This window comes from Billgrantia ethanolica, from assembly GCF_021404305.1.
GTDB lineage: Bacteria > Pseudomonadota > Gammaproteobacteria > Pseudomonadales > Halomonadaceae > Halomonas > Halomonas ethanolica.
In genome coordinates this window covers 195,552-208,572 of sequence record NZ_JABFTX010000003.1, presented here as the reverse complement: position 1 = coordinate 208,572, position 13,021 = coordinate 195,552, and the positions used below count along the sequence as shown (strand labels likewise).

The window sequence follows — 13,021 nt, the reverse complement described above, 5'->3', positions numbered from 1 at the left end:
TCCGAGAGCCGCGCTGGAGAAGTCCGTGTCCCTGCCCCATGCCTCGCTGCCGCCGCTGGCCGCGCTCGAGCCTGCCAGTCTCGACTGGCAGCATGACGAGAACGGCGAGAGCACCCCGCTCTCGACCTGCTTCGACGACGTCTACTTCTCGCGCCACGACGGCCGAGCGGAGACCGAGCATGTCTTCATTCAGGGTAATAACCTGCCGCGGCGCCTGGCCGCCTGGCAGGAGCGGCGCCCCTTCACCATCGGCGAGACCGGCTTCGGCACCGGGCTCAACATGCTCTGCGCCTGGGCCTGCTTCGACGCCCATGCCCCGGCCGGGGCTCGCCTGCACCTGATTTCCACCGAACGCTTCCCGCTGCGCCGCGACGACCTGGCACGTGCGCTTGCCGCCTGGCCGGACCTGGCGGAGCGCGCCGAGCGGCTGGTACGCCAGTGGCCCGAAGCGGTGTCCGGCGTGCATCGGCTGTGGCTCGACGAACGGGTGACGCTGGACCTGCACTTCGGCGATGCCAGCGAACGCCTGGCCCTGCTCGAGGGCAAGGTCGATGCCTGGCTCCTGGACGGCTTCGCGCCGGCCAAGAACCCGGAGATGTGGCGCCCCGAGCTGTTCGCCGCCATGGCTGCCCGCTCACGTCCGGGGGCGAGCTTCGCCACCTTCACCTGCGCCGGTGTGGTCAAGCGAGGGCTGGCCGCCGCCGGCTTCGCCTGGCGCAAGGTGCCGGGGTTCGGTCGCAAGCGCGAGATGCTCGCCGGTGAGATCGCCGCACCGCCCGCCGACGAGCGTCGTGCCCACACGCCCTGGTTCAGCCCGCCGCCTGCCCGCCCGCCGCGCCATGTGGCGGTGATCGGCGCCGGCATTGCCGGGGCCAGCACTGCTGCCGCCCTGGCCCGGCGTGGCATCGAGGTCACCCTGATCGACCGCTTCGACCGCGCCGAGCTGGGCACCACGCACCTGCAGGGGGCGCTCTACGTCAAGCTCGCGGTGGAGACCAATCTGCAGAGTCGCGCCTACCTCGCCGGCCTGCTGCACAGCCGCCGCTGGCTGGCCGAGCTCGACCCGGAACAGACCCTCTGGCAGCCCAGCGGCGTGCTGCAGCTGGCGCTGAATGACAAGGAGCGCGCGCGTCAGGCGCGCTTTCTGGCCAACCACCCGCTGCCGCCAAGCGTGGTGCGCGGGCTCGACGCCGAAGGGGCCAGCGCCGTCGCCGGCATCCGCCTCGAGGCAGCGGCGCTGGACTATCCCGACGCCGCCTGGGTCAAGCCCCTGGAGCTATGCGTGAGGCTGGCCGCCACGCCCGGCAACAGCTTCCGGCGCGGTGAAGTGACCGCGCTGCATGGCAACGAGAGCGGCTGGACCCTGACCCTGGCCGATGGCGAGCGCATCGACGCCGATCAGGTGGTAATCGCCACCGCCAGCGAGGCGGCCAGGTTCGCCCAGAGCTCGGCGCTGCCGCTGCAGCCGGTGCGCGGCCAGGTCAGCCAGCTGACACTGCCCGAAGGCGCTCCGGCGCTGGGGCGGGTGGTATGCGCCGGCGGCTACGTGCCACCGGCGGCCGATGGGGTGCTCAACTTCGGCGCCACCTTTGGCCCCGGCGACACCGACATGGCCGAGCGCGAGTCCGACCACGCCGCCAACCTGGCGGAGCTCGAGCGGGGGCTGCCGCACTTCGTGGCGGCGCTGCGCGAGGCCGGCGCCGAGCTTTCGCCCGAGCGCCTCACCGGCCGCGTGGGCGTGCGCGCAGCCAGCCCCGACAAGTCGCCCTACTGCGGCCCGCTGCCCGACGCCGCGGCGTGGCGCGAGGATTACGCCACCCTGGCCAAGGACGCCACCCGGGTGCCCGACGTGCCCGGCCGCCACCATGCGGGGCTATGGATCAGCGCCGCCCACGGCTCCCGCGGCATGGCCAGCGCCCCGCTGTGCGCCGAACTGCTCGCCTCGCGCATGTGCGACGAGCCGCTGCCGCTGGAGTGGCCGCTGGTGGATCACCTGCACCCGGGACGGCGGATCATCCGCGATCTGGTCCAGGGCAAGTAGCCGCCGGCTCGCCGGGCCGGGCGCAAGTCTACTCCGCGGCCAGCAGCGCCTGCCGGCGGCGCACGAAGTGCGGCCCCGGCCGCCCCAGGTGGTAGCCCTGGCCGAAGTCGATGCCCAGCGCCTCGACGGCGGCCAGCACCTCTTCGTCCTCGATGTACTCGGCAATGGTGCTCACGCCAAGGCTCTGGGCCAGGGTCACGATGCTCTTGACGAAGGCCATGTACTTCTCGTCGTTGAGCATGTTGCGGATGAATTCGCCTTCGATCTTGATCACGTCGATGGGGAACTGCTTGAGATAGCGGAACGAGGAGTAGCCCGAGCCGAAGTCGTCGATGGCGAAGTTGAAGCCCTCCATCTTGAGATCGAGCACGAACTTCTCCAGCAGCTTGAGGTTGCTCACCGTCTCGCGCTCGGTGAGCTCGAAGACGATGCGCTCCGGCAGGATGTCGTAGTCGATGGCCAGTTGATGGATATGGCCGATGAACTCGCCGATGATCAACGACTTGGGCGATAGATTGATGAACAGCATGCCCTCGTAGCCCTGCTCGCGGACCTGGGCGAAAGCCTTCTCGATCAGTTGGTAGTCCATCTTGTGGATCACGCCGATGCTCTCGGCGATGTCGATGAACTCACCGGCCGGTACCAGGCGGTCGTCGAGCTGTATGCGCATCAGCAGCTCGTGGATGTTCACCTCGCCGCTGCGCACGTCGGCGATGGGCTGGAAGTACGGCACGATGCGCTGCTCTTCCAGCGCGCTGAGCACCATCTGGTTCTTCTCGCCGACCTCCTTGAACACCGCTGCCACCTCCTCCTGCTCCGGCAGGGCCACGCAGTTCTTACCCTTGCGCTTGGCCTTGTACATCATGTTATCGGCCATCAGGAAGAGGTCGTGGGGGTTGCCGGCGTGGTGGGGGTAGCAGGCGATGCCGATCGAGGTGGTGGCCCGCACCGTGCTGCCGTCGGGAGCGGTGAGGACCTGGGAGGAGAGGTTGCCGGCAATGCGCAGCGCCACCGAGTAGGCCTGCTCCTCCTCGGTTTGCGGCAGGATCACGGTGAACTCGTCGCCTCCGTAGCGGGCCAGGAAATCCCCCGGCCGAATGGAGTGACTCAGGGTATCGGCCACGGCGTGGAGGAACTGATCGCCGAAGGCGTGACCGTGCCGGTCGTTGACCGTCTTGAAGTTGTCCAGGTCGAGCATCAGCAGGCTGAAGTGATCCTGGTGGCGTGTCGCCCGCCCCACCTCGTAGGTCAGCATGTCCTTGAAGATGCGCTGATTGTGCAGGTTGGTCAGCGGATCGCGGGTCGCGTAGAACTCCAGGTCCTGGGTGTACTTGTAGATCGCCTTGACCGAGCCCACCAGGTTGAGCAGCGTCGACAGGATGCCGTCGATGACGATGTGGCGAATCGGATCCTGGGCCAGGTCCGACTGCACGCCGATGCCGACGATACCGCCGATCTTGGGCGCCTCGAGCAGCAGCGACTTGGTCTGCAGGCGAATGTCCTCCGGCGTGAGATCGGCCAGTGCCTCGTTTTCGCCCGCGCTCACCACCGTGTGGTGGGAGACCTTGAGGATGCTGCAGGCGAGCTGCCCCTCGTGCTTGCGCTCGAGCAGCTGGGTCAGCAGCGCTTCGAAGGTCGCCCGGGTTTCCGGCGCCACCTCGCGGTACCAGAACACCTCCAGCTCGTAGCCCTCGTCCTCCACCTGGAAGATGGTCACCAGGGTGTGGGCCTGGATGATGGTGTTGATGTCCGCCAGCAGTTCCTTGATGAACTCGCGCCAGTCGCGCACCACTTCGGAGGTGATGATGAACTTGCTCAGCAGACGAATCTCGAACTCGAGAATGTCCTTATCCACCGCCACGTTGCGTAGCCGGCCCACCAGGGCGTTCACCTGCTGCATGGCGTCGTTGAGCTCCTGGAAGCCAACGTCGCTATCGCCGAGGTTGAGGTTGCGGAAGTCGGCCACGGAGTTGACCGCCGCCAGGCGCTGACGAAACTGCCGGAGAGTGGCCTCGATACGCTCGGCGAACAGCTTCGAGATGCCCAGCGCCAGCATCAGGACCATCAGTGCGGCGACGATGAACATGGCCAGGTAGTTGAAGCGCATCTCGCGGCTGATCGGTGCCAGATCGTGCTGAATGTCGATCACGCCGAGCACGTCGCCGGCTTCCGCGTACTGCTCGCAGGCCAGGCACTCGGCGCGGGACACCAACGGCATGATGCGCCGCACGGTGCCGTTCTCGCGCCACACCCGCTCGCCACCAGCGGCCAGCGCTGAGCGAATGACGACGTCCATCTCCGGCTGGTCGATGTCGCCGTGGCGCTTTGCCACCCCTTCACCCCAGTAGAACGTGAAGCGATAACCGGAGGCTTCGTGAGCCAACCGGGTCTCCTCGATGAAGGTTTCCATCTGCTCCCGGTTCCAACCCTGGCGCATCACCTGCTGCATGGCGCTATAGCTTTGCCGCGCCAGGGTTTCCGAGGTCTGCTCGGCCTGGCGCACCAGGATGTTCTCGTAGAGCAGCGAGGAGGCCAGGGTGACCCCGATGAAGACCGTCAACGAGGCGGAGAGAAGCGCCACCAGCACGAACCCTTGCAGGGTCTTGAGGTAGGCAGACAGGGTGCGGGCACGAGTCAGCATTTCGATCTCTATTAACAGGACAGACCATGCCGAGCCTCGACCCTGAGTCGCCGGCGGATACGAACGAATAGAAGGAGTATTTTCTGCTTAATCGGGCATGGGACAGTTTGACGCACGTCAAGCTTCCCCTGATTGTCCTGACCTGGCGATGGTCGAACCCTGCCGCCCACGGGGGGAACGGCGCCAGCAAAAGGCCCGCCGATTTTGGCGGGCCAGTTAGGGGCGAGCGGTATCACCGCAGGAGCGCTTGTTGGGCTAGCCCTCTTCCTCGTCGTCGGCTAGGTCGCGGCCGAAGGCGCGCCACTGGGCCAGCGTCATCACCTCGGTGGTTTCGGTCTGCAGATCGTGGGCGATGAGCAGCTCGCCGCGCTCCAGCTGGCGCTTGAGCTCGGCAACCCAGCCGCGCATGCCCTCGCCGGTGTCGGTGGTGTCGTATCCCTGGCGGGTGACGAAGGCCTCCAGCAGGGCATCGAGGGTCTCCCCCGGCAGCATGCGGTAGGGCACTTCGATGAAGCGGCCGCTCATGACGGCTCTCCTTCACTGCCCGGCTCTCCCTTACTGCCCGGCGCTTCCTCGCCGCGCTCCCAAGCCGCCAGCCGCTCGAGGAAGGCGGCCTCATCGAGCACCTCGACGCCCAGCTCCTGCGCCTTGGCCAGCTTGCTGCCGGCGGCCTCACCGGCCACCACCCCGGTGGTCTTCTTGGACACGCTGCCAGCCACCTTGGCCCCCAGCGCCTGCAGGCGCTCCTTGCCTTCGTCGCGGGTCATGCTTTCCAGGCTGCCGGTGAGTACCCAGGTCTGCCCGGCCAGCGGCTGGGGCCGCTCGCCAACGCTTTCCTCGGCCCAGGTCACGCCCAGCTCGCGCAGGGCCTCGATGGTCTCGCAGTTGTGCTCCTGACGAAAGAAGGTGTGCACATGAGCGGCCACCACCGGGCCGACGTCCTCCACCGCTTCGAGGTCGGCCTGCTCGGCGGCCATCAGCGCATCCAGGGTGCCTAAGTGACGCGCCAGGTTGGCCGCCGTGGCCTCGCCCACCTCGCGGATGCCCAGGGCGAAGATGAAGCGCGGCAGAGTGGTGCTCTTAGCCTTCTCCAGCGCCGCCACCAGGTTCTCGGAGGACTTCTGCGCCATGCGCGGCAGGCTGGCCAGACGCTCGGCATCGAGGCGGAACAGGTCGGCAGGCGTCTTGACCCAGTCGCGCTCGACCAGCGCCTCGATCAGCTTTTCGCCCAGGCCGTCGATGTCCATGGCCCGGCGCGAGGCGAAGTGCTTGAGCGCCTCCTTGCGCTGGGCAGCGCAGTAGAGCCCGCCGGAGCAGCGCGCCACCACCTCGCCCTCAAGCCGCTCGATCTCGGAGTCGCACACCGGACAGCGCTCGGGGAAGACGATCTCGCGGGCGTCGGCGGGGCGCCGCTCGGGCAGCACGCGTACCACCTGAGGGATCACATCGCCGGCACGGCGGATCACCACGCTGTCGCCGATCTTGACGTCGAGCCGGGCGATCTCATCGGCGTTGTGCAGGCTGGCATTGGAGACGGTGACCCCGGCCACCGAGACCGGCTCTAGCCGCGCTACCGGCGTGATCGCGCCGGTGCGGCCGACCTGGAACTCGACGTCGTTGAGCCGGGTGGTCTCCTCCTGGGCGGGGAACTTGAACGCCGTGGCCCAGCGCGGTGCCCGGGCGACGAAGCCCAGCTCGCGCTGCAAGCGTAGGTCGTCGACCTTGATCACCGCCCCGTCGATGTCGTAGCCGAGGCCGTCACGCTGCTCACCCAGCCGGCGGCAGTAGTCGATCACCCCCTGGCTGCCGCTGACCACTTCCAGCAGGCTGCTGGTGCGAAAGCCGAATGCCTTGAGGTGCGCCATCAGCTCGCTGTGGCTGGCATCGCCCGGCGTCGGCTCGATGCGTGCCACCTGGTAGGCGCTGAACTCCAACGGTCGCTTGGCGGTGAGTTCGGGGTCGAGCTGACGCAGGCTGCCCGCCGCGGCGTTGCGCGGGTTGGCGAACACCTTGCCGTCCTCTTCCCGGGCGCGCTCGTTGAGTCGCTCGAAGCCCGCATGGCTCATGATCACCTCGCCGCGCACCTCGAGCAGCTCGGGAGCGTCGCCGCGCAGCTTGAGCGGGATCGAGCGCAGCGTGCGCAGGTTGGAGGTGATGCCCTCACCGGTGCGTCCGTCACCCCGGGTCGCACCGCTGATCAGCACGCCGCGCTCGTAGACCAGCGACACGGCGGCGCCGTCGAGCTTGGGCTCGCAGCAGAAGCAGATCGTCTCGGGATCGGTCTCCAGCCGCTCGGCCACTCGCTTGACGAAGGCGGCGAGCTCCTCTTCGTTCAAGGCGTTGTCCAGCGACAGCATGGGCACGGCGTGCTCGACCTCGGGGAAGCCGGCGTCCGGCGGCGCCCCCACCCGCTGGGTCGGCGAGTCCGGCGTCACCAGTTCGGGGTGCGCCTGCTCCAGTTCCTGCAGGCGGCGCAGCTTGCGGTCGTACTCGGCGTCGGTGAGGTGCGGCTCGTCTAGCACGTAGTAGCGATAGTTGGCGTCATCGAGCTCGGCGCGCAGCTTGGCGACTTCGCCGAGGATCTTCTGGTCGGGCTGGCTCATGCGTCTCTTGGGTCTCGAAAGGTGGCTCGCCGCCCCTGAACACGACAACCCCGTGATCGCTCACGGGGTTGTCGGCGGGTGCGGCATGGCACGCGAACAGGCGTCAGTTCACCTGATAGCGATTGAGTCGATTGCGGCGCTCGAACTCCTGCACGCGCTGGCGGGCGAACTCCACGGTCTGCGCGGTCATCACGCTGTGGTTCTCGTCCTTCAGCTCGCCGCCTAGGTTGCGCACGATGACCATGGCGGTCTCGACCATCGCTTCGAAGGCGGCGGCGGTATCCAGCGCACCGGGCAGCGGCATCAGCAGCGTGATGCCCGGGGTGCGGAACTCATCCATCGCCTCGATGGGGAAGGTGCCCGGCTTGAGCACGTTGACCATCGAGAACTGCAGCTCGCTGTCGGGGTCCTCGGTCTCGAAGCGGTGGAAGATGCCCATGTCGCTGCTGTAGCGCAGACCGCAGGCCAGCATGAGGTTGAGCAGCGCCTCGCCGGAGAAGCCCTCTTCGTCCCGCGACAGCACGCTGATGACGATGATCTCGTCGGCGTGGCTCAAGGTCTCGCGGGCGCGTTCGGCGTTGACGTTGTGACGCAGCGCCCGGGCCAGGGTCGGGTGGGCGCGTACCACGTCGTCATCGTCGTTGATGGAAGCGCCCGACAGGCTGGGTTCGGCCCGCTCGGCGTAATCGACCGGCTCGGCATACGGCTCATGGTCAGCCGGCGCGGCATAGGCCGCCTCGGCATGCCGCTCGCCCCGCGCACGCGGCGGTGCAAACAGCGGGTCGTCGTCGTCGGCCAGGTCGATGGCCTCGGCTTCCAGGCGGCGCAGCTCGGCCTCCCGGGCGGCCTGGGCCTCGGCGGCCTCGCGGCGTTGCTGAGCCTCGCGAGCGGCCTTTTCGGCACGCTCCTGCTCGCGGCGTGCCCGCTCCTCGCGCTTCTGCTCCCGGCGTTTGGCAAGCCGTTGCTGCATGGAAACGCCGAAGCGGTGCATCGACTCGCCCACGCGGCGAGAGCCGCTCTTGATCGAGTTGCCCATGCCTTCGAGATCGACCAGGCGATAGCGCTCGTCCTCGTCGTGATGAAGGTCGTGATCCTCAGGGTCGGCGGCGAGCGGTTCGGCCTCGGCGCTGACCGCAGCCGACTCGAGAGCGGGCTCGTCGTCATCCAGGGCGGAAAGCGTCGGCTCCCGGCGCTCCTCACTCTCCTCAACGGCAGGCTTGGCAGCGACGGCTTCGGATGCACGGGGTTCAGAAGCCGGAGATTCGGCAGCCTTGGGTTCTGTGACGCCAGGTTCTGAAACGATAGGTTCTGAAACGACAGGCTCAGAAACGCCAGGTTTAGATACGGCAGGTTCGGAGATGGCAGGTTCAGTGACGGAAGGTTCAAAGGAGAGAGGTTTGGCGGCGACCGGCTCGGTCGCGGGGGCTTTCGCCGCCGACGCCGCAGCGGGTGCCTCTTCGGTTCGGCTGGACGCGGGGGCAACCGATGGCTCCTCCGCCCGCTTCCGCTCGGCCTGACCCAGGTCGAGCTTGGGCTCGGCCTGCTTGGCACTCACCTCCGGCTGAGGCACGCGATCGGCTGTCTGTGTCGTGGATGAACGCGTGTCGGCAGCCACCGAGTCGGACGCCTGAATGGCAGAAGCCACCGGGCGCAAGGCGTCGGTGGCACTGGCAGCGGGGCGGGCCAGGTTGGGCGTACCTGCCTTGAGATCGACAGGAGCCTCCTTGAAGCCGGCCAGCACCCTAGAGGGCCCAGGATGCTCCTGGCGCTCCAGCTTGGGCTTCGACTTGACCTCCGAATAGCTCGCAGGCCTGACGACCCGGGCGCCGCCATTGGGCAGCTCCCAGTTGCCGTCGTCATCGGCTTCTGCCTGGCTGTCGACGTGGTTGTTGTTACCCCCTGCCTGGTCCAGGCGGGGCACTCGGCGCTGGCGCTTGAGGCGACGCACACCATCTATCACGATGAGTGTCACCAGGGCCAGCCCCAGAATGATCAGCCATTCTCTAAGTTCCATGGGTCGTCTTGCCTATCACTAGGGCGCCATGCCGGATGGATGTTCGTCAACAGCATAGCGCGATTGCCGAAAAAAAGGCCACTTTTTTGTTTGTCAAGCCCTGGCATTATCGCTCGGGAGTCAAATCCTCCCCGCGCCTTTCCCTGTGAATTCGCCATTCTATTATGCGATATGACCATGTCGTGTCTTCTGATATCGCGTTTATCGCTCGCTTTCAAGTCCTTTCAAGCCTCGGCCAAGGCCGCAGCTTCCTCCACCCCAACGGCCACCAGGCGTGAGACACCGGGTTCCTGCATGGTCACACCCATCAATCTTTCGGCTGCTTCCATGGCAATCTTGTTGTGGGTGATATAAATGAACTGTACCGACTCGGACATGTCTTTCACCAGTTTGGCATAGCGTCCTACATTGGCGTCATCGAGTGGAGCATCGACTTCGTCGAGCATACAGAAGGGTGCCGGATTGAGTTGGAAGATGGCAAAGACAAGCGATAAAGCAGTCAGCGCCTTTTCCCCACCCGAGAGAAGATGAATGGTGCTGTTCTTCTTGCCCGGTGGTCGAGCCATGATCGCCACCCCGGTATCGAGCAAATCCTCGCCGGTCAGCGTCAACCATGCGGTTCCACCACCGAAGACTCGCGGAAAAAGCGACTGCAGCCCCTGATTGACTCGCTCGAAGGTATCGCGGAAGCGCGTTCGGGTCTCCTGGTCGATGCGTCGAATCGCCCGCTCCAGGGTCTCCAGGGCCTCGTTCAGCTCGGCCTGCTGCGCCTCGAGATAGTTGCGCCGTTCGGCCTGCTGGTCGTACTCCTCGATGGCTGCCAGGTTGATCGCGCCGAGGCGACGGATGCGCTCGCCAACCTCTTCCAGGCGGGACTGCCAAGCCGATTCGGTGGCATTGGGGTCGAGCTCCTCTTCGAGTGCAGCGGCCTGGTGGCCCAGCTCGGCGAGCTGCTCGTCCTGGGTCTCGGCCTTCAGCGCCAGAGCCTGAACCTGCATGCGCGCCTCCTGCAGGCGCTCGCGGATGCCCTCCAGATTGCGCTCGTGGCCCTGTCGCGCCAGCTCGCCCTCGCGCAGGCGCTCCACCAATTCGGCGGCCTGTGCCTTGGCCTCGTTGAGGGAACGTTCGTCGCCCTCGCGGCGGTGCAGCAGTTCGTCGAGCTTCTCGCGCTGCTCCTCGTCGGGCTCACGCAGCTCTTCCAGGCTCTCGCTGAGCTCCTCGCAGCGCGCCAGCAGGCGTTCACGGGCATCGCCGCTGCGCCCCTGCTGTTCGTTGAGGCCGGCGCGCTCGGTCGAGAGCCGCTGATGCTCCAGCGCCAACTGCTGGGCACGCTCCTGCAAGGGGCGCTGCCGGGCACGCAGGGCTGCCAGCCGCTCGCGAGCCTCGCTGCGCACCCGCTCCAGTCGCTCGCGCTGCTCGGCGCCCTCTTCCAGCCGGGCCATGGCCTGCTGCCAGCGCTCGCGGGCTTCCTCGATGCTCAGCCTCGTCTCTTCACGGGTCTCGTCGAGGCTCGCCAGCTCTTCGGCCAGTTCCCCGGCACGGCCTTGCAGATGCTCCAGCCGACTGGCGAGACCGCTGTCCTGTACCGCCAGCTGCTGCTGCTCGCCGGCCAGGCGGCGCTCCTCCTGGCGAATGGCATCGAGATCGCGTTCGGCCTGCTCGGCGCGCTCGCGCTCCCCCTCAATGGCCTGATCGCGGGCGGCCAGACGGGTCTCGAGCTCGTCCAGCTCGGCCGCGGCCTCCTCGAAACGGCGTCGGCTGACCAGCAGCGCATCGGGGCCGGCACCCTGGCCGCGGTGGCGCACCCAGTCACGCCCCAGCCACAGCCCCTGGGGGGTGATCAGGCTTTCTCCGGCACCGAGACCTTCACGCTCGGCCCAGGCCTGGGCGTCGCTCTCCACGCAGCGAATCGGAGCCAGCCAGGCCGCGGCGGCACCGGCACCGCGCACCCGCGTGGCGAGGCTGTCAGTGGCGAACTCGAGCGCCACCTGGGGCGCCAAGGCGCTCAACTCGGCGGGCGGCTCGGCACTCGCGGCGCGGAACGCCTCAGGGGCGGCCAGGCGCGCCTTGAGCCAGGGCGCCAGCACCCAGGAGACGCTGGCCTCCCAGCCGGGGTCGACTTCGAGCGATTCGCCCAGGCGCGGCAGCTCGCCCAGCTCGTGGTCGGCCAGGTGTGTGGTCAGAGTCTCGTCGGGATCGGTGAGCGCGGCCTGGATCAGGGCATCGAGGGAGGCCAGCTCGCCCTGCAGCGCACTGCGCCTGGCACGTTCAGCCTCGCGTTCGCGCTCGAGGGTCGCCGCCGCTTCGCGGGCGGCGTCACGGCCGGCCTGGAGCTGCTCGCGGCGGGCTTCGATCTCCTCCTGAGCCAGATCGAACTCCGCCAGCCGCTCCTTCAGCTCGTCGCGTCGGGCCGTCAGCTCGGCCAGGTCGGGCAGCTCCTGCTGCTGCTGACGCCGCCGCTGAACGTCGGCTTCGAGGCGTGTCAGGCGGCTCTCCAGTTCACGCAGGCGGTCCTGGCTGCGTTCGGCCTCGCGGCTGGCCTCGCGCCAGCTCTCACTGAAGGTTTCGAAGGCCTGCTCGGCCTCCTCGGACGCAGGTTCGGCTTCCTCGAGCATCGCCTCCAGCTCGGCGAGCTGCTCGGCCACCTCCTCCTGCTCCGGCACCAGGGTTTCGAGACGCTCGTCGAGACGCATCAGACGCTCGCGGTCGTGCTCGCCCAGGCGATCGAGTTCGGTGAGCTCCTGACGAGCGCTCTCCAGATCGCGGGCCAGTTGCCCTTCACGGCTGCGGGCGTGCTCCAGATTCTGTTCCAGGCGGGCGATGGCACCGCTGGTCTCGAAGAAGCGCGCCTGGCGCGCCTCGAGGGTCTCGGCCAGGGCATCGTGGCCGGCACGCGCCTCCTCCAGGCGGGTCTCGCACTGGCGCAGACCGAGCACCTCCCGCTCCACGGCGGTTTCCAGCTCGCCTACCCGGCGCTCCTCCTCCGACTGACGGGCACGCAAGGCGCGACCACGCAGCAGCGCCAGCTCGCCCTTGAGGCGGAACTCCTCGTCCTTCAGGGATTGATAGCGACGCGCCGCCTCGGCCTGACGCCGGAGACGTTCGAGCTGCTTGTCGAGCTCGTCGCGAATATCCTCGAGTCGCTCGAGGTTCTCGCGGGTGCGGCGCATGCGGTTCTCGGTCTCGCGGCGGCGCTCCTTGTACTTGGAGATGCCGGCGGCCTCTTCGAGGGTGGCGCGCAGCTCCTCCGGGCGCGCCTCGATCAGCCGCGAGATCATGCCCTGGCCGATGATGGCGTAGGAGCGCGGACCGAGGCCGGTGCCGAGAAACAGGTCGGCGATGTCGCGGCGGCGGCACTTCTGGCCGTTGAAGAAGTAGCTGGACTGGCCGTCACGGGTGACCAGGCGCTTCACCGCGATCTCGGCGTACTGGGCGTAGAGGCCGCCCATGGTGCCGTCGCTGTTGTCGAAGCGCAGCTCGATGGCGGCCTGCCCCACCGGCTTGCGCGCGGTGGAGCCGTTGAAGATGACGTCGGTCATCGATTCGCCGCGCAGGGTCTTGGCCGAGGACTCGCCCATGACCCAGCGCACGGCGTCGATGATGTTCGACTTGCCGCAGCCGTTGGGGCCGACGATGGCCGTCATGTTGCCATCGAAGGGCACCGTGACCGGGTCGACGAAGGATTTGAAACCGCTCAGGCGGATCGAGGTGAGTCGCATCCC

At 67.7% G+C, this 13,021-nt stretch carries 6 protein-coding genes; 1 reads left to right on the top strand and 5 read right to left on the bottom strand.

Going from position 1 to position 13,021, the window contains the following annotated elements:
- Positions 1-31 precede the first annotated feature (31 nt).
- Positions 32-2,041, top strand: a complete 2,010-nt coding sequence (mnmC, locus tag HOP53_RS13950; RefSeq protein WP_267955377.1) for a bifunctional tRNA (5-methylaminomethyl-2-thiouridine)(34)-methyltransferase MnmC2/FAD-dependent 5-carboxymethylaminomethyl-2-thiouridine(34) oxidoreductase MnmC1 — start codon at positions 32-34, stop codon at positions 2,039-2,041.
- 28 nt (positions 2,042-2,069) lie between these two features.
- Here the strand turns inward: mnmC and HOP53_RS13945 are convergent, their stop codons facing one another.
- The 5 genes from HOP53_RS13945 to smc form a co-directional block, all read right to left on the bottom strand.
- Positions 2,070-4,682 (bottom strand): putative bifunctional diguanylate cyclase/phosphodiesterase, encoded by a 2,613-nt coding sequence (locus tag HOP53_RS13945; protein ID WP_234270594.1) that lies wholly within the window; start codon positions 4,680-4,682, stop codon positions 2,070-2,072.
- Positions 4,683-4,937: 255 nt separating this feature from the next.
- Complete coding sequence (locus tag HOP53_RS13940; protein WP_010630056.1) at positions 4,938-5,207, bottom strand: YheU family protein; 270 nt, start codon at positions 5,205-5,207, stop codon at positions 4,938-4,940.
- Positions 5,204-7,285 (bottom strand): NAD-dependent DNA ligase LigA, encoded by a 2,082-nt coding sequence (ligA, locus tag HOP53_RS13935; RefSeq protein ID WP_234270593.1) that lies wholly within the window; start codon positions 7,283-7,285, stop codon positions 5,204-5,206. The genes HOP53_RS13940 and ligA overlap by 4 nt, the downstream gene beginning before the upstream one ends.
- 103 nt (positions 7,286-7,388) lie before the next feature.
- A complete protein-coding gene (gene zipA, locus HOP53_RS13930) occupies positions 7,389-9,299 on the bottom strand; it encodes a cell division protein ZipA (protein ID WP_234270592.1) in 1,911 nt (636 codons plus the stop codon).
- A gap of 224 nt (positions 9,300-9,523) precedes the next feature.
- Positions 9,524-13,018 carry a chromosome segregation protein SMC gene (gene smc, locus HOP53_RS13925; RefSeq protein ID WP_234270591.1) on the bottom strand — a complete coding sequence of 1,165 codons (3,495 nt, stop codon included), beginning with the start codon at positions 13,016-13,018 and terminating at the stop codon, positions 9,524-9,526.
- Between the last annotated feature and the right edge of the window lie 3 nt (positions 13,019-13,021).